General features: G+C 67.3%; 17 protein-coding genes. 9 read left to right on the forward strand and 8 right to left on the reverse strand.

Translation table 11 applies throughout. The annotated features are described in order from the left end of the window. Positions 1-40: 40 nt before the first annotated feature. From nadC to AC6BOR_RS05940, 3 genes are read right to left on the reverse strand one after another with little or no spacing between them, the layout of a single operon-like run. Complete coding sequence (nadC, locus tag AC6BOR_RS05930) at positions 41-871, reverse strand: carboxylating nicotinate-nucleotide diphosphorylase (RefSeq protein ID WP_498060268.1); 831 nt, start codon at positions 869-871, stop codon at positions 41-43. Further along, positions 871-1,833: a quinolinate synthase NadA gene (gene nadA / locus AC6BOR_RS05935; protein WP_498060269.1), complete on the reverse strand. Its 963-nt coding sequence runs from the start codon at positions 1,831-1,833 to the stop codon at positions 871-873. Before nadA ends, nadC begins: the two co-directional genes overlap by 1 nt. Then, on the reverse strand, positions 1,833-2,711 hold the full coding sequence (locus AC6BOR_RS05940) for an MBL fold metallo-hydrolase (RefSeq protein ID WP_498060270.1): 879 nt from the start codon (positions 2,709-2,711) through the stop codon (positions 1,833-1,835). The genes nadA and AC6BOR_RS05940 overlap by 1 nt, the downstream gene beginning before the upstream one ends. A 108-nt stretch (positions 2,712-2,819) precedes the next feature. On the opposite strand from AC6BOR_RS05940, the gene AC6BOR_RS05945 reads away from it, so the two are divergent. The 3 genes from AC6BOR_RS05945 (at position 2,820) to AC6BOR_RS05955 (ending at position 5,741) form a co-directional block, all read left to right on the forward strand. Then, complete coding sequence (locus tag AC6BOR_RS05945) at positions 2,820-4,043, forward strand: NAD(P)/FAD-dependent oxidoreductase (RefSeq protein WP_498060271.1); 1,224 nt, start codon at positions 2,820-2,822, stop codon at positions 4,041-4,043. A gap of 83 nt (positions 4,044-4,126) precedes the next feature. After that, entirely contained in the window at positions 4,127-5,176 is a 1,050-nt protein-coding gene (locus AC6BOR_RS05950) for a pyridoxal phosphate-dependent aminotransferase (protein WP_498060272.1), read from the forward strand. A gap of 58 nt (positions 5,177-5,234) precedes the next feature. Then, on the forward strand, positions 5,235-5,741 hold the full coding sequence (locus AC6BOR_RS05955) for a glycine cleavage system transcriptional repressor (RefSeq protein WP_498060273.1): 507 nt from the start codon (positions 5,235-5,237) through the stop codon (positions 5,739-5,741). 9 nt (positions 5,742-5,750) lie between these two features. Here the strand turns inward: AC6BOR_RS05955 and AC6BOR_RS05960 are convergent, their stop codons facing one another. Continuing rightward, positions 5,751-6,410: a PEPxxWA-CTERM sorting domain-containing protein gene (locus tag AC6BOR_RS05960; RefSeq protein WP_498060274.1), complete on the reverse strand. Its 660-nt coding sequence runs from the start codon at positions 6,408-6,410 to the stop codon at positions 5,751-5,753. A 154-nt stretch (positions 6,411-6,564) separates the two neighbouring features. Here AC6BOR_RS05960 and AC6BOR_RS05965 point away from each other — a divergent pair, with 154 nt between their 5' ends. From AC6BOR_RS05965 to AC6BOR_RS05990, 6 genes are all read left to right on the forward strand, one after another. Then, complete coding sequence (locus tag AC6BOR_RS05965; protein ID WP_498060275.1) at positions 6,565-8,199, forward strand: GMC family oxidoreductase; 1,635 nt, start codon at positions 6,565-6,567, stop codon at positions 8,197-8,199. Beyond that, positions 8,196-9,338 carry an epoxide hydrolase family protein gene (locus AC6BOR_RS05970; RefSeq protein ID WP_498060277.1) on the forward strand — a complete coding sequence of 381 codons (1,143 nt, stop codon included), beginning with the start codon at positions 8,196-8,198 and terminating at the stop codon, positions 9,336-9,338. The genes AC6BOR_RS05965 and AC6BOR_RS05970 overlap by 4 nt, the downstream gene beginning before the upstream one ends. A 20-nt stretch (positions 9,339-9,358) precedes the next feature. Then, complete coding sequence (gene lipB / locus AC6BOR_RS05975; protein ID WP_498060278.1) at positions 9,359-9,973, forward strand: lipoyl(octanoyl) transferase LipB; 615 nt, start codon at positions 9,359-9,361, stop codon at positions 9,971-9,973. 130 nt (positions 9,974-10,103) lie between these two features. After that, positions 10,104-10,364, forward strand: coding sequence for a hypothetical protein (locus AC6BOR_RS05980; RefSeq protein ID WP_498060279.1), 261 nt, complete (start codon positions 10,104-10,106; stop codon positions 10,362-10,364). Between the two features lie 80 nt (positions 10,365-10,444). Next, positions 10,445-10,744, forward strand: a complete 300-nt coding sequence (locus AC6BOR_RS05985) for an SCP2 sterol-binding domain-containing protein (RefSeq protein ID WP_498060280.1) — start codon at positions 10,445-10,447, stop codon at positions 10,742-10,744. Between the two features lie 68 nt (positions 10,745-10,812). Then, complete coding sequence (locus AC6BOR_RS05990) at positions 10,813-11,472, forward strand: hypothetical protein (RefSeq protein WP_498060281.1); 660 nt, start codon at positions 10,813-10,815, stop codon at positions 11,470-11,472. Positions 11,473-11,574: 102 nt separating this feature from the next. Here the strand turns inward: AC6BOR_RS05990 and AC6BOR_RS05995 are convergent, their stop codons facing one another. From AC6BOR_RS05995 to AC6BOR_RS06010, 4 genes are all read right to left on the reverse strand, one after another. Continuing rightward, on the reverse strand, positions 11,575-12,777 hold the full coding sequence (locus AC6BOR_RS05995) for an OmpA family protein (RefSeq protein ID WP_498060282.1): 1,203 nt from the start codon (positions 12,775-12,777) through the stop codon (positions 11,575-11,577). 149 nt (positions 12,778-12,926) lie between these two features. Then, the gene (locus AC6BOR_RS06000) at positions 12,927-13,415 is read right to left on the reverse strand and encodes a DUF2793 domain-containing protein (protein ID WP_498060283.1); all 489 of its coding nucleotides are present in this window, start codon (positions 13,413-13,415) and stop codon (positions 12,927-12,929) included. 12 nt (positions 13,416-13,427) lie between these two features. Continuing rightward, positions 13,428-15,575 (reverse strand): GTA baseplate fiber-binding domain-containing protein, encoded by a 2,148-nt coding sequence (locus tag AC6BOR_RS06005; RefSeq protein WP_498060284.1) that lies wholly within the window; start codon positions 15,573-15,575, stop codon positions 13,428-13,430. A gap of 12 nt (positions 15,576-15,587) precedes the next feature. Continuing rightward, positions 15,588-16,004 carry a peptidoglycan endopeptidase gene (locus tag AC6BOR_RS06010; RefSeq protein WP_498060285.1) on the reverse strand — a complete coding sequence of 139 codons (417 nt, stop codon included), beginning with the start codon at positions 16,002-16,004 and terminating at the stop codon, positions 15,588-15,590. Position 16,005 lies beyond the last annotated feature (1 nt).

Below are 16,005 nucleotides of genomic sequence, written 5' to 3' on the forward strand. Positions count from 1 at the left end.
CGGGAGTGTAACGGCTGCCGGGGGACGGCGCCAGTGCGGCTCAGGCGAAGTCCAGGCCGATATCGGCGGCCGGTGCGCTCTGGGTGATGCGGCCGACGCTGACATAGGTGACGCCGGTTTCGGCAATGGCGCGGATCGTATCGAGGCGGACGCCCCCCGAGGCTTCGGTGGGCACGCGGCCGGCAACCAGGGCAACGGCCTGTTTCAGCGTCGGCACATCCATATTGTCGAGCAGCAGCCGGTCGGCCCCGGCGCTGAGTGCCGGTTCGATCTGGTCGATGCGGTCAACCTCCACCACAATGCCGGTGAGGCCCGCGGCCTTGGCGGCGCGCACGGCTGGCTCCACCCCGCCGGCGACCGCGATGTGATTGTCCTTGATCATCACCCCGTCATCCAGCCGCATGCGGTGGTTGGTGGCACCGCCCATGCGTGTGGCATATTTTTCGAGGGTTCTGAGGCCGGGCAGGGTCTTGCGGGTATCGAGCAGGATGGCGCCGGTGCCGGCAATGGCATCCACATAGGCCCGCGTGAGTGTGGCGATGCCGGTCAGATGCTGCACCGTGTTGAGCGCCGAGCGTTCGGCAGTGAGCAGGGCGCGGGCGTTGCCGCTGATGCGCAACAGGGCGGTGCCGGCGGGCACGCTCTGGCCATCCTGCGCCAGCATCTCGATCCGGCAATCACGATCAAGGTCGCGGAAAAACGCTTCGGCCAGCGGCAGCCCGGCCAGCGTCACATCATCCCGGCTGGCCATCACGGCCGAGAGCTGGGCATCGGCGGGGATAACGGCAGCCGACGTGATATCGCCGCCGGCCCCCATGTCTTCGCGCAGCGTGGCGGCGATGAAGAAGGCGAGATCCATCCCCTCCAGCATCAGGCCGACATTTCCAGCATGCGGTCGAGGCTGCGCTTGGCGGCGAGGCGGATATCCTCGGGCACCTCTACCACTGGCGTGAGGTCGCGCAGGCACAGATGGAGCTTTTCCAGCGTGTTCAAGGCCATATATGGGCACATGTTGCAGCCGCAATTGCCGTCTGCCCCCGGCGCGCCGATGAACAATTTGTCGGGGGCGGCCTTTTGCATCTGGTGGATGATGTGCGGTTCGGTGGCGACCAGCATGACGGGGTCGCTGCGCTCGCTGGCCTGTTTGAGGATGCCGCTGGTGGCGCCGATATAATCCGCCAGATCGAGGATGGCGGCCGGGCATTCCGGGTGGGCCAGAACGGGCGCATCCGGATATTGCGCCTTCAGCTTCAGGAGCTCGGTGACCGAGAAGCGTTCGTGGACGATGCAGCTGCCATCCCACAACAGCATCTCGCGGCCGGTGCGGCGGCTGAGCCAGGCGCCCAGATGCTTGTCGGGGGCGAACAGGATTTTCTGATCCTTGGGGATCTGGGAAATGATGCGTTCGGCCGAGGAGGAGGTGACGATGATGTCGCTCTCCGCCTTCACCGCCGCCGAGCAGTTGATGTAGGTGAGCGCCAGATGATCCGGGTGGGCGCGGCGGAAGCGGGCGAACTCGGCCGGCGGGGCCGAATCCTCGAGGGAGCAGCCGGCCTTGTGATCGGGCAGGATCACGGTCTTTTGCGGGGAGAGGATCTTGGCCACCTCGGCCATGAACTTCACGCCGCAAAAGGCGATCACGTCCGCATCGGTGTTGGCGGCCTTGCGCGACAGGTCGAGGCTGTCTCCGACGAAATCGGCAATGTCCTGGATTTCGGGCGCCTGATAATAATGGGCGAGGATGACGGCGTTGCGCTCCCGCTTCAGCCGCAGGATTTCGGCCTTCACATCCACAGCCGGGCCGCCGCCCAGCAGGTTCAAGCGCGCGTCCATCAGGCGATACTCCACACGTCATCAGCGCGGGCCACCAGGCCGCGCCGTTCCAGATCGATGAGATGGGCGAGCACGCTGCGCGCCGCGGCGGGGTGCAGGCGCTTGTCCACCTGGGCATACATGGCAGCCACCATCGCGGGGATGGTGGTGAGCCCTTCGCCGATGGCGCGGATCACCTGATTCTCGCGCTGGCGGCGGTGGGCGAGGAGATGGCGGACAAAGCGCTGCGGCTCGGTCACTGGCTCGCCATGGGTGGGGTGATAGATGGCATCATCCCGATCGAGCAGCTTCTGCAGGCTCGCCATATAATCCGCCATGTCGCCATCGGGCGGGGCGACCACGGTGGTGGACCAGCCCATGACATGATCGCCGGTGAACAGCGCCTTTTCCTGCGGCAGCGCAAAGCAGAGATGGTTGCTGGTGTGGCCCGGCGTGTGCACGGCGGTGAGCGTCCAACCCGGGCCATGGATGGAATCGCCATCGGCCAGCACATTATCGGGGGCATAGCTGGGATCGAAGCCGGCATCGGCGCGCGGGCCATCATCACTCAGCACCAGCGGCGCACAGCCGACCACCAAGGCGCCGGTCGCGGCCTTCAGCGCCACGGCGGCGGGCGAATGATCCATGTGGGTGTGGGTGATGACGATGTGGCTGACGATTTCGCCGGCCAGCGCATCGGTGAGGGCGCGGATGTGCGCCGGATCATCGGGGCCGGGATCGATCACCGCCAGCGCGCTGCCGGGCGTGCCGACCACGAAGGTGCCGGTGCCGGTGAAGGTGAAGGGCGACGGGTTCTTCGCCAGCAGCCGGCGCACCAGCGGCGAGCGTGGCTGCAGATGGCCATAGGCGGCGCTGTCGGGGTGGCTGGCCAGATCCATGGCCCCCATGTGGCAGCGGGGCGGGCGGATTGAAAGGGGCGATAAGCAACAACCCGGCTTGGCAAGGCCGCGCCAATGCCGCATCCCAGCCGCAAATGGAGGCGAGCGATGCAATTTGATGTGGTCATTGTCGGCGGCGGCCATGGCGGCGCGGCCCAGGCGGCGCAGCTGCGCCAGCGCGGTTTTGCCGGCAGCGTCGCCATCCTCACCGCCGAACCGGAATTGCCCTATGAGCGGCCGCCGCTGTCAAAGGACTATCTGGCCGGCGAAAAGAGCTTCGAGCGCATGCTGCTGCGCCCGCCGGCCTTCTGGGCGGAGCGCCAGGTCGAGATATTGACTGGCACGCGGGTGACGGCGGTGGACGCGGCGGCGCACCGGCTGGAGACCACGGCGGGCCCCATCGGTTATGGCCAATTGGTGTGGGCCGGGGGCGGCGATGCCCGGCGGCTGACCTGCCCTGGCCATGATCTGGCCGGCATCCACGCCATCCGCACCCGCGCCGATGTGGATGGACTCATTGCCGCACTGGGGGAAACGCGTAGCATCATCGTCATCGGCGGTGGGTACATTGGCCTCGAATCGGCCGCCGTGCTGACCAAGCTTGGTCACCGCGTCACCCTGTTCGAAGCGCTCGACCGTGTTCTGGCCCGCGTTGCCGGCCCCGACCTGTCCCGCTTCTATGAAGCCGAGCATCGCGCCCATGGTGTGGTGATCGAAACCGGCGCACAGGTGGCGGAAATTACCGGCGCCAATGGCCGGGTTGCGGGCGTTCGCCTGGCCGACGGCCGGCAATATGCAGCCGATCTGGTGATCGTGGGCATCGGCATCGTGCCGGCGGTGCAGCCGCTGCTGGACGCGGGCGCACGCGGCGGAAATGGGGTGTGGGTGGATGACCATTGCCGCACCAGCCTGCCCGACATCTTTGCCATTGGTGATTGCGCTTGCCATGCCAACGCGTTTGCCGGCGGGGCGGCAATCCGGCTGGAATCGGTGCAGAACGCCGCCGACATGGCGATCACCGTGGCGCGGGCCATCACCGGCGATCCCGCCCCCTATCGCGCGGTGCCGTGGTTCTGGTCCAACCAATATGACCTCAGGCTGCAGACGATGGGGCTGAGCCTGGGCCATGATCAGACCGTGCTGCGCGGCGATCCGGTGACGCGCAGCTTCAGCCTTGTCTATCTGAAGCAGGGCAAGGTGATCGCGCTGGACTGTGTGAACGCCGCGCGCGACTATGTGCAGGGCAAGGCGCTGGTGGAACAGGGCGTTGTTGTGCCGGTGGACGCATTGGCCGACACGGACACACCGCTGAAGGCGCATCATCCGGCCTGAACTGGGGGGCAAACATGGACGTGACACGGCGGGGCTGGCTGGGGCTGGCGGGAACGGCGGCAGTTTCTGCACCGGCGGGCGCCATGACCATCCGGCCGATGGTGGCCGATCCGACCGGCTTTGCGCCGGCGCCGGGGGTGGCGCATCTCAAATATAATGAAAACCCGCTTGGCCCGCCGGCATCGGCCATCCAGGCCATGGCCGATCTGGCCCGCAGCGCGTGGTATTATGCCGATGATGCCGAGGAGCGGTTGAAGGCGAAGATCGGCCAGCGCCTGGGCGTGCCGGCCGCGCAGGTGGTGCTGGGCCATGGCAGTTCCGAACTGATCACCAGCGCGGCGCTGGCCTGGGGGCGGCGCGGCACCATCCTGATTCCGGCGCTGCAGTTTGACGAGCCTTTGCTCTATCCGATGGCGCAGGGCCTCAACTATCGCCGCGTGGCGATGGCGCCCGATATGGGGATCGATCTCGATGCGCTGGCCCGTGCCGCCGCCCTGCCCGGCGTTGCCATGGTCTATCTGTGCAACCCCAACAATCCCACCGGCATGGTGCTGCCGCCGGCCCAACTGGCTGCCTTTGCCAAGGCGCTGCCGGCGCATGTCACCCTGCTGGTTGATGAAGCCTATATGGAATTGGCGGACGATCCGGCCGCCACCACCATGCTGCCGCTGGTGGCCAAGGGTGCCAACATCATCATCACCCGCACCTTTTCCAAGCTGTTCGGCATGGCCGGCCTGCGCATCGGCTATGCCGTCGCCTCGCCCGAAAATGCTGCCGAGCTGAAGCGCCACCGGCTGACCATCAGCCTGAATGCGCCGGGCCTCGCCGCGGCGCTGGCGGCCTGGGATGATGGCGGCTTCCAGCAGCAGAGCCGGGCATCGATCATCGCCGCGCGCCGGGTGCTGCAGGCCGCTGTCGCCAAGGCCGGCACCACCGCCCTGCCCAGCCAGACCAATTTCCTGTTCGTGAAGGTGGCCGATGCCAACCGCTTTGCCGCCGCCATGGCGCAGCGCGGGATTTTGGTGCGCGGGGCGTGGGGGCCGGCCTGGCCCAACTGGTCGCGCGTGTCGACCGGGCAGCTGGCGGATGTGGAACGCTATGCCAAGGCGTTGCCGGCGCTGGTCAACGTCTGACTTGCCAGCCCCTCCGGCCCGGCGCATGGGTTGACCAAACAGAACAAGGGAGACGCCCATGGCCAGCAAAGTCATCCTCACCGTCATCGGCTCGGACCGGCCGGGCCTGACCGCCGCGCTGGCGCAGGCGGTGCTGGATGCGGGCGGCAACTGGCTGGAATCGCATCTGGCACGGCTGGCCGGGCGCTATGTTGGCAGCGTGCTGGTGGAAATCGCGCCGGAACGGCTGGCCGTGCTGCACAGGGCGGTGGCCGATGTGGATGCCAAGGGGCTGAATGTCAGCCTGGTCGATGCCGGCGAAGGCGCGGCCGAGACGGGCACGCGGCTGACCCTGCAGCTGGTGGCGCAGGACCGGCCGGGCATCGTCAACGAACTGGCGCAGGCGCTGAGCCCTTTGAAGGTGAACTTCGAACAGCTGGAAACCACGGCCGAGGATGGCGCCTGGTCGGGCGCGCGGCTGTTCCGGGCCGAGGTGGTGGCCAGCCTGCCGCCGGGCGTGAGTGAGGCCGATGTGCAGGCCGCGCTGGAGGGCGTGTCGGCCGAGATCATGGTCGATCTGGCCTGAGCCGCCCGGTCAGGCTGCCGCAGCGCGCAATCCGCTGCGGCGGCGCTTGCTGAGGCCGACAAGGCCAAAGCCCAAGATCATGCTAACCCACACACTGGGTTCCGGCACGGCGGCCAGGCCATATTCCACGATATAGCCGCGGGAGCTGCCACCATTGCCATCGCCATAGATGGGGTTGGGCGTGCCGACATAGTCATTGATGCCGCCGCTGTTCCACCAGGTGATGGTGTAGCCTTCGGGATCGCCATTGAAATAGAGGTTGTTGAAGCCGAAATCCGATCGCGGCAGGTTGGGATCATTGGGCGCCACGCCGGCCCAGGCTTCGCCGGTCACCCAGTTCCAGCCGCCATAGGGTTCGGCACTGCCGCCCGATTGGTAGCCGCCCAGCCACAGGGCATTGAGCGCAGTGCCGCCGCCCAGCTGGGCAATGACAAATTCCTGTTCAGCGCGGGTGACAAAGGTGGCGAGATAGCCGCTGTGGCCGCCAAAGCTGCGCGCCGCGGCGTCGGCACGGGCGGCCTGCCAGCTGATGTTGGGGTTGAACACCACTTCATAATGGTGGCCGTTGCCGCCTTGGGCCGTGCCCCACTGCACCACGCCGGGCGGGGTGGCGGCAGCGGCAGTGGCGACAGCCGCACATCCAATGGCAAACAGGATTTTCGTCAACATCGCCCTGCCCCGAATAGTTAACAGAACATTACCATATCTAATGCAAGACGAAATTGCAAGACGCGCTTTGCAATCATCACCTCCCCATGTCTGGCAGTTTGCGCACGACTCAAAACAGGGTTAGCGTGGGCAAAATCGCTTGGGGAGTTTGGGCATGGACCCGTTTGATTTCATCATCGTGGGCGCCGGTTCGGCTGGCTGCGCCCTGGCCAACCGGTTGTCGGCCGATGCGGGCACCCGCGTGCTGCTGTTGGAAGCCGGCGGCAACGACAACAACATGCTGATCCAGATGCCGGCGGGCATCGCCAACATCATCCCGCCCGACAAGGACAGCCCGTTCGATTGGGCCTTCTGGACCGAACCGCAGGCGCATCTGGGCGGGCGCAAGCTTTACTGGCCGCGCGGGCGGGCGCTGGGCGGCTCCTCGTCCATCAATGGCATGGTCTATATCCGCGGCCATGCCAGCGATTATGACCGCTGGAGCCAACTGGGCCTGACCGGCTGGGGCTGGGCCGATGTGCTGCCCTATTTCCGCAAGGCCGAGGATTCGGAACGCGGCGCCGATGCGTATCACGGCGCGGGTGGCCCGTTGCACAGCAGCCGCAAGGGCGCGCTCCCCAACCCGCTCAACGATGCCTTTCTGCAGGCGGCGGTTGAGGCCGGCTATGGCCGCACCGATGATTTCAACGGGCCGCAGTTCGAAGGCGCCGGCCAATATGATGCCACCATCAAGGATGGGGAGCGATTCTCGGCGGCCAAGGCCTATCTGACCGCCGAGGTGCGGGCACGGCCGAACCTGGAAATCCGCACCGGCGTGCAGGCGCGGCGCGTGCTGTTCGACGGCAAGCGCGCCGTCGGCGTCAGCTACACCCAGGGCAAGGCGGATGGCAGCGCCATGGGGCGGGAAATCATCCTGTGCGGCGGCGCGGTGAACAGCCCGCAGCTGCTGATGCTGTCGGGCATCGGCCCGGCGGCGCATCTGCAGGCCATGGGCGTGGACGTGGTGGTCGACAGCCCGGATGTGGGCGGCAATCTGCAGGATCACCTGGATGTGATCGTGCAATGGCATTGCAGCCAGCCGATCACGCTCAACAACAATTCGAAATTCATCAACAAGCTGATGGCGCTGGGCAAATGGGTGTTCACGCGCAGCGGCAACGGTGCCCATATGCCAACCCCGGTGGGGGCGTTCCTGTCCACCCGCGAGGGCCTGGCCGCGCCCGATATCCAGATGCATTTCATGCCGGTGATCGGCAACCCGCACGGCCGCGGCACCATGGGCGGCCGCCATGGCTATCAACTGCATGTCTGCCAGCTGCGCCCGGAAAGCCGGGGCACCATCCGGCTGAAATCGCCCGATCCGCTGGCGGCGCCGGCGATCGATCCCAATTATCTGTCGGCGCCCGAAGATGTGGAAACGCTGGTGGCCGGGGTGGAAATCGCCCGCCGCATCGGCGGCCAACCGGCCTTTGCGCCCTATAATGATGGCGAAGCCTGGCCGGGCCCGGGCGTGACCGACCGTGCCAGCCTGCTGGAAAAAATGCGTGGCTGGGCGGAGACCATCTATCACCCGGTCGGCACCTGCCGCATGGGCGTGGATGAACGGGCCGTGGTGGATGGCCAGCTCAGGGTGAACGGCGTCGAGGGGCTGCGGGTGATCGATGCCAGCGTCATGCCCTATCTCGTGTCGGGCAACACCAACGCCCCCACCATCATGATCGCCGAAAAGGCCGCCGACATCATCGCCAGCCGTGTGAAGCTGGAGCGCAAGCTGGGGCTGGCGGCATGAGCAGCACGCCGTTCACGATCCCGGCGAACGAACCCGAAGTCGCCTGGATTCGCGACCGGGTTGCGGCCTATCGCTGGTTCGAAGAGCCGCCGAACGCTGGCTGGCGGCACGGTGCCAACCGCGATTATATGCAGCGGCTGCAGGCGCACTGGCTGAACGATTTTGACTGGCCAGCAGCGGTGGTGCGCCTCAACCGGCTACCGCATTGCCGCGTCGCGGTGGGGGAGGATGGTGGCCAGAAGTTTCACCTCCATTGCGTGCACCTGCGCTCAAGCCGGCCCGATGCGCGACCGCTGCTGATCGCCCATGGCTGGCCGGGATCGATCCTCGAATTTGATGCCATCATCGAACGGCTGGCCGAACCGGAAGACAAGTCGGCGCCGGCCTTCCATGTCATCGCCCCGTCCCTGCCTGGCTATGCCTGGTCTGACCGGCCGTCGGCGCCGATCGGCCCGCGCGAGATTGGCCGCCGCTATGACGCGCTGATGGGCGCGCTGGGCTATGACCGCTATCTCTATCAGGGCGGGGATTGGGGCTGTGTGATCGGCGGCTGGATCGGGCTTGATTCGGCGCGGGTTGAGGCGATCCACCTCAACGGCTTTGGCCTGCGGCCGGCAGACATGTCGCCCAGGGCACCGGACGAATTGGCCTGGCTGCAGAAGGCTGTGGCCATAAGGGAGGCCGAGACCGCCTATCTCCACCTGCAAGGCACCAAACCGCAAAGCCTGGGCTTTGCCATGATGGATTCGCCCATGGGCGTGGCGGCCTGGTTTGCCGAGAAGTTCGTCGGCTGGTCGGACGTGGCGGGGGATTATGTCGATCCGCCCTTCACCATGGATCAGATGCTCACCAACATCATGATCTATCTCACCACCCGCAGCTTCCTCACTGCCACCTGGCTGTATCGCGGCCTCTACCTGGAAGGCGGTTTTGCCATGCCGGCCGGTGCCCGCGTAGCGGTGCCAGTGGGCGTAGCTGCCTTCCCGCGCGATCTTCTGGCCTTTCCGCCACGGGCGATGGTGGAGCGCGGCTACAACGTCACCCATTGGACGACGATGCCGCGTGGCGGCCATTTCGCCAGCCTGGAGGAACCCGAACTGTTCCTGGCCGATCTCCGGGCCTTTGCGGCGGGGCTGTGATACCAGACCCGGTCTGGGAGGTGGCGGACGGGCTGACCGACTATCCGGCAGCACTCGCCCGCATGCAGGAACTGGCAGCGGCGATTCGGGCCGGCACCGAGCCTGAACGCATCTGGCTGGTCGAACATCCGCCGCTCTATACCGCCGGCACCAGCGCCAATCCAGCCGAACTGGTTGATCCGACGCGCTTTCCGGTGTTCGATGCGGGGCGCGGCGGGCGCTACACCTATCATGGGCCGGGACAGCGCACCGTCTATGTCATGCTTGATCTGGCCGCCCGCGGCCGGGATGTGCGCAGATTCGTCGCGTCGCTCGAACAATGGCTGATCGCCGCGCTCGGCGATTTTGGCATCATCGCCCACATCATTCCGGGCAAGATTGGGGTGTGGGTGCAGGGCCGGCGCGGCCTGGCCAAGATCGGTGCGATCGGGATCAGGGTGCAGCGCTGGGTCAGCTTCCACGGCGTATCGCTGAACGTTGAACCCGAACTGACTGATTTTGCCGGAATTATCCCGTGCGGCCTCAGCGAGCCGGTGACCAGCTTGCGCGCGGAGGGCAGCGATGCCACGATGGAGCAGCTTGACGCGGCCCTGCACCGCCACCTGCCGGCCATGTTGTCGCGCCTTGCCGCCTGAATAACCCATTCGCCGCATGTGGCACTTGCACGACGCGGCGCGCATCGCTAATGTCTACCCCGGTTGGGGGATATGGGTTTGCCGTCCCAACTCGTCCTGGGTCCAGGCGATACCGTCCAAGGAGTTTAAAATGATCGAGAATCTGAAGACCGCCGCTCTGATCGCTGGCGCCGCCCTGCTCGTCGTCGCTTGCGGCGAAAAGAAGGCTGAAGAAGCTCCGGCCGCTGAAGCTCCGGCCGCTGAAGCCGCTCCGGCTGCTGACGCCGCTGCTCCGGCTGCTGACGCCATGGCTCCGGCTGCTGACGCCGCCGCTCCGGCTGCTGACGCCGCTGCTGCTCCGGCCGCTGACGCCGCTGCTGCTCCGGCCGCCGAAGCTCCGGCTGCCAAGTAAGTTCGACTTTTCGTCGAATTGCTTTAGGAAGGGCCGTCCCGTTTTCGGGGCGGCCCTTTTTCTTTGGGGAAGGAAAATCAATGAGCCTTGCAGACATCACTTCGCAGATGACCCAGCGCATCGGCGCCGGCGGCCAGTTCAAGAAGTCGGTCAAATTCGACTTTGGCGCCGACGGCCTGGTGCGCATCGATGATACGGTTTCGCCCGTGGTGGTGAGCAACGAAGACGGCCCGACCGCCTGCACGGTGAAGGTCAGCATGGCCGATTTCATGGACATCGCCACCGGCAAGCAGAACGCCCAGATGGCGTTCATGATGGGCAAGCTGAAGATCGAAGGCGACATGTCGGTTGCCCTGTCGCTCGGCAGCATCCTGGGCTGATCCGCACTGCTGGTGCACCGGGCTGCAACGCCGGCCCGGTCCACCAGCCTGCCCGAAATGTGGTGCAAATGAACTCGACACGACTGATCCTGTTGACCAGCCTGATGGCACTGTTGGCAACATCCGCCGCTGATGCCGCCCCTGCCAAGCGCAAGCGCGGGGCACGCCGCCCGGCTGCGGCAAAGACGGCGCCCGCAACGAAGCCGCCGGCCCTGCCCGTCACACCTGGCATCATGGTGCCCAAGGCGGTGATGCTGGCCAAGCCAACCCCGGGCGAAGCGCGCGCACACGCGATGTGGATGCTGCGCGCCGGCCTGAATGTGGCGGCGCTGCAATGCCAATATTCGCCGTTCCTGCGATCGGTCGACAATTACAACCAGATGCTGCGCAAGCATGGCGCCGATCTGGTCAGCGCCCAGGATGTGCTGATCAAGCACTTCACCCGCACCATGAAAAAGGGCGGGCTTGCCGCCTTTGATCGCTACAACACGCGCAGCTACAACAGTTTTTCGACGCTCGACGCCCAGTATAATTTCTGCTGGTCCGCCGGGCAGGCCGGGCTTGCGGTGCGGATGGCGCCTCCGGGTGCGCTGGCCAATGTCGCGGCCGAACATGTGCCGCTGATGCGCGCCGCGCTGGCCTGGGTGCCGCCGGCCGCTGGCCTCAAGGTGCCCGAACTCGTCTTGCCCAGTTTCGCCGCGCTGGATCCGATCAGCGACAGCGATTGATCCCGATGGCCAGTTGGCTGGCCGTTATCGCCTGACGACGTCATGAAAAAGGGGGAGCAACCAAGTGGTTGCTCCCCCAATTTCCTTGTGCCTGTCGGCCGCTTACTGCGGCTGGCAGGGGCCCGTCGGAGCCGGGGCCGGAGCGCCACTGAAGGTGATTTCCACGCGGCGGTTCTGTGGTTCACGCACACCATCGGCGGTATCAACCAGCGGACGACCTTCGCCAAAGGCTTCGGTGCCAACGGCGTCAGCCGGCACACCCTTGCCCGTCAGATAGGCCTTCACAGCATCAGCGCGACGCTGCGACAGCTTCACGTTGTACTCGTCTTTGCCCGACTTGTCGGCGTGACCAGCCAGCGCGACCTTGGTCTGGCCGGTGGCAGCATATTGCTCGGCAGCGCGATCCAGGATCGCAGCGGCTTCAGCCGTGATCGCCGACTTGTCCCAATCGAAGAAGACCAGGAACGGACCCGGAGTCACCACAGCCGGCGGGCACGGCGGCAGCGGCGGCGGCGGCGGCGGAGGGGGCGGCGGCGGCGGAGGCGGCGGCGGCGGAGGCGGCGGAGGCGGCGGCTCGGCTTCGAAGAAGTTGTAGGTCAGGGTCAGCAGCACGCTGTGGCTGCGGAACTTGGTGTCGATCGCCTGGCCGTTCGCCGAGAAGGTGTTCACACCGCTGACGTTCATCCAGCGATACTTCAGACCAACATCGATGTGATCGCTCAGCGGCTTGTACACGCCAGCCAGCAGGTTCCATGCGAATGAGGTGTCCTTGTCATCGACGAAAACCAGACCGGGATCACGGAGACGACCGTAATTCCAGGCACGGGCGATACCGGCGCCGGCACCGAAATAGGCACCCCAGTCATTGTCCTTGCCACCGAAATCGAACAGGCCGTTCAGCATGAAGGCGAGGGCGCTGGAGGTGCCAGCGGCATCCGGATAATTGCCCTGGGGCGGAACACCGGTGGTGTTCACGCCAGCAGCGGTCGTGTACGGCAGCGCCAGCGGCGCATTGTTCACGGTTGCGCTCTTCACCTTGTAGCGCAGATAGTTCAGCGCGAATTCGGTGCGGAACATGCCGAAGTCATAACCGATGTTGCCGCCAACATCGAAGCCCGGGTTGTGGATCAGCTTTACCGTGTCATTGGTCCTGACCGTCCGTGCCGCGTTGGAAACGGCCATCCGCTGGTTCTGCAGCAGGCCGGGGCCCGCTTCCAGGCCGATATACCATGCCTTGTCCTTCGCGTTGGCGGCGCTGGAAAGCGCGGTCGCCGCGAGGATCAGACCGATCGCAAAGCTGCGCATCATCATCCCCTTATTAGAGTCGTGCCAGTCCATCTGGCATCGGGCGATGTCTAACGCAGCCACTCCGTCTCAAGCAAGCCTCATGTTGCCAATATTGTTGCGGCAACGCCACAGTTGCGCGCGGAAAAGCCGCTTTTGCGCCAACGGCATCATGCCAACAGGCCCTGTGCCTGCAATGCAGCAATCAACGCAGTCAGAACGCTCCGCGCCTCGCTGTCCACCACGCTGCCACCGCTCGCCGCCACCACACTGGATGGCGGCACGGCCAGCACCATGCGCCCACCGATGCGCAGGCCAGCCACCGGCCACAGCGCCTGCCAGCCCCCGTCATGCACCAGCATCACGCTCTCATCCCGCACCAATGCAATCTGCCCAGCGGCCGGCGCATCGGCCTGCCAGCCGCCGCCCTGCCAGATCATCAGCGTGCCGGCCGGCTGACCCCATGCCGCAGCGCCAGCGGCTGGCACGATGTGGCAATCGCCGGGTGCCGGGGCCAGCGGCGGTGCAGCCGCCGTGCGCGACACCACGGCCAGCGCCACCAGATGGTCAAGCCGGGCCAGCGCCTCATTGTGGGTCACATCCTTCTGCCCCTGGCCGGCCGCCAGCAACGGCAGGCCCAATCGATCCGTCTGCGGCATCACGCGTCTCCCTCAATCAATCGCCAGCCGGGCGCTGCGCCCCAGCGTCAGGCCCAGTTGCGCCACCTCAAGCCAGCATGGCCCGGCCGGAGCCGGGACCACCCAGGCCGGCGCGTCGAGATCGGCTGTCGCCAACGGTCCGGCCGCCGTGAACAGGCCGGCACGGAAGGCGAGACTGCGCTCGCCCATCGGCACATCGGTGAAATCCGGCCAGCCAAAGCCGACGCGGCTGGAGGGGATCCAGTGGCACACAAGCTCAGCCCCCACCCGCCGGGCCCGCAAGTGCACGGGGGCCAGCGGCTGGATGGCGGTATGGCCGATGCTTGCCACCAGCGGCGGCGTCGCGGCATCGCCCGACCCCGTCGGGCGCAGCAGCAGCGTCTCGCCCAGCCGCTCCAGCGGCAACGGCAGGCTGGCCAGGGCGCCAGCCTCCAGCAACAGGAAATCCTCCCCCAACGCGTGGCTGCCGGTGGCCCATTCGGTGCCGCGTCGGCCGCGCAACAGACCGCGCAGGCGGAACCGCCTGCCGCCCAGCGCCTCGGCCGCAGCGAACTGGATGATCTCCTTGCCCAGCACCGCCAGATTGGCGCCGGCCAGCACCGATGCCTCGCTGCGCCCTTCCAGCCACATGGCATCGGCCAGCAGTTCCACCTCCACCGTGCCAAACCGGTCCCAGCGGGTCGCCGGGCCTTCAGGAAGCACGCTCCGCGCGGTGCCGATCACCGCCGCGCCTGGCAGGGCCGGGCCGGCCATGAAGCTGGCGCCGCCATCCAGGCTGATCTCCACACCGCCCCCCCGCCAGCCCGGTACCGCCCCCGCCCCGGCCAGCCACAATCGCGGCGCGTCGGGCAGTTCGCCCGGCAGCGGCGGCAGGTCCAGCGCCAGCAGCCGGGTTGGCCCGGCCGGTTGCGCCACCTGGGCCAACGCCCGGCCACCATCGCTGGCGCCGACGCCGGCCGCCACACCCGGCCGCTGCACCAATTCCACATGCAGAACAAAGGCTTCGAATCGAGTCTCCGTCACCTGCCACGGCCCATCCGGCAGCGCCAGCATATCACCCGGTGCCAGCCCCAGGAACCGCCACGGCAGCCGCAGGCTGCGCCGCCGCCGCCCGGCCTGCTGCCGCAGCAGCCGCGCCTGCGCCAGGCGCTTGGCCACCGCCGGCGCCAGCGCCAAGGGCAGCACATCATTGTCCACCTGCACCCCGGCGCGCAGCCGGGCCCGCTGCAGGCCCGGCTGAAAATCCCGGCTGTCATCGAAATAGGCCAGCTCCACCGCATCGGGCAGGCCCTGGCTGCCGGCGCGCCGCTGGCGGGCCGGGGCGCTGCGGCGGCTGGCGGCGGCATCGGCCTGGTCCTGGCCGGCAAACTCCATCACCTGCGCTGGCGCCCCCTCCCCCACCAGCGCGGTGCCGGCGGCCAGCACGGCACCACTGGCCCTGAGCGAAGGGCCGATCACATCGGCCAACGGCGCCGCCGCCCCTGCAAACAGGCCGGTCACATCGGGAAAGCCGCCGCGCGCCGGCAGCGCCACGCCGGCCCGCGCCGCCAGCGCCGTCATCGCCGTGCCCAGCGATTGCGCCGGCGCCCCCGGATTGATCTCGAACGCCAGATTGGGCAGCCGATTGCCAAATTCCGCCAGCGCCAGATCCTCGAACACCACATGCGCCAGGCCACGAAGGGCCGGCGCCGCCCCTTCGACGGCCAGGATCAGCGCATCAGGCTGCTGGCTCTCGCTGCCATCATGCACCCGCATCGTCACCGGCAGGCTCCACACCCCGGCCGCATCGCGGATCAGGCGGCCATCGGCCCACACCCGGCCCACGCCTGCGATCGGCCCGGCGCACAGGATGACGGCAAAGCTGGCAGAATAATTGTAATTGGTCGTCGCTGGCCCACGCTTGCCGCCGCCGCTGCGCGTCGCGGTCTCGCGGATGCCGCTTGACCACACGACATTGCCGGCCACCCGCATCCGGCCAGCCACCACCGGAAAGGGCTCGCCATAGCTCGCGGCCTGCACTTCTGGATTGGCCAGCCGCGGCCCCTCGCGGCGGCCGCCCAGCAGGCGGCGATCGACGCTGTTGCCCAGCAGGGTGCCGACAATGCCGCCCACGGGGCCCAGCAGGGCACGGCCCACCACGCCCAGCACCAAGGTTGCCATGCTGCCGTCCCCCTATCGCACGCCGGGCAGCGCCCAGTGCGCCACCACCGGCCAGTCATCGGGCACCGGCCCTTCCACCACCCGGCCCAACCCGGCGTGGGCGTGGATGATGCCCCGATCACTCATCACAGCGAGGTGGCGATGACCGGGCGCCAGCGCAAATTCCGCCAGGTCGCCCGCCTTGGCCCGGCGCACCCGGCGGCAGCCCAGCGCCTGCAGTGTGGCCGCCAGCAGATCGTCATGCAGCCCGCCCAGCGCATAGGCCGGCACCGGCGCCAGCCGCACGCCGGCGCCGGCCGCTGCCAGCAGGGCAACGCCCACACAGTCCAGCCCCAGGCCAATCGTGCGGCCCTGCGCGCGAAAGCGCGTGCCCACCCCGGCCCGCGCTGCGGCAACCGCCCGCCGCCGGCGCTTGGTGATGCGTGTCATC

It is taken from the genome of Sandarakinorhabdus sp. FBCC-B8862 (assembly GCF_059745315.1).

Coding starts and splice junctions, on each gene's coding strand:
- AC6BOR_RS05955 (WP_498060273.1), top strand. CDS start 5,235: ATGGCCAGCAAAGTCATCCTCACCGTCATCGGCTCGGACCGGCCGGGC.
- nadC (WP_498060268.1), bottom strand. CDS start 871: ATGCTGGAGGGGATGGATCTCGCCTTCTTCATCGCCGCCACGCTGCGC.
- AC6BOR_RS05950 (WP_498060272.1), top strand. CDS start 4,127: ATGACCATCCGGCCGATGGTGGCCGATCCGACCGGCTTTGCGCCGGCG.
- nadA (WP_498060269.1), bottom strand. CDS start 1,833: ATGGACGCGCGCTTGAACCTGCTGGGCGGCGGCCCGGCTGTGGATGTG.
- AC6BOR_RS05990 (WP_498060281.1), top strand. CDS start 10,813: ATGAACTCGACACGACTGATCCTGTTGACCAGCCTGATGGCACTGTTG.
- AC6BOR_RS06005 (WP_498060284.1), bottom strand. CDS start 15,575: ATGGCAACCTTGGTGCTGGGCGTGGTGGGCCGTGCCCTGCTGGGCCCC.
- AC6BOR_RS05980 (WP_498060279.1), top strand. CDS start 10,104: ATGATCGAGAATCTGAAGACCGCCGCTCTGATCGCTGGCGCCGCCCTG.
- AC6BOR_RS05985 (WP_498060280.1), top strand. CDS start 10,445: ATGAGCCTTGCAGACATCACTTCGCAGATGACCCAGCGCATCGGCGCC.
- AC6BOR_RS05940 (WP_498060270.1), bottom strand. CDS start 2,711: ATGGATCTGGCCAGCCACCCCGACAGCGCCGCCTATGGCCATCTGCAG.
- AC6BOR_RS06000 (WP_498060283.1), bottom strand. CDS start 13,415: ATGCCGCAGACGGATCGATTGGGCCTGCCGTTGCTGGCGGCCGGCCAG.
- AC6BOR_RS05960 (WP_498060274.1), bottom strand. CDS start 6,410: ATGTTGACGAAAATCCTGTTTGCCATTGGATGTGCGGCTGTCGCCACT.
- AC6BOR_RS05965 (WP_498060275.1), top strand. CDS start 6,565: ATGGACCCGTTTGATTTCATCATCGTGGGCGCCGGTTCGGCTGGCTGC.
- AC6BOR_RS05970 (WP_498060277.1), top strand. CDS start 8,196: ATGAGCAGCACGCCGTTCACGATCCCGGCGAACGAACCCGAAGTCGCC.
- AC6BOR_RS05945 (WP_498060271.1), top strand. CDS start 2,820: ATGCAATTTGATGTGGTCATTGTCGGCGGCGGCCATGGCGGCGCGGCC.
- AC6BOR_RS06010 (WP_498060285.1), bottom strand. CDS start 16,004: ATGACACGCATCACCAAGCGCCGGCGGCGGGCGGTTGCCGCAGCGCGG.
- AC6BOR_RS05995 (WP_498060282.1), bottom strand. CDS start 12,777: ATGCGCAGCTTTGCGATCGGTCTGATCCTCGCGGCGACCGCGCTTTCC.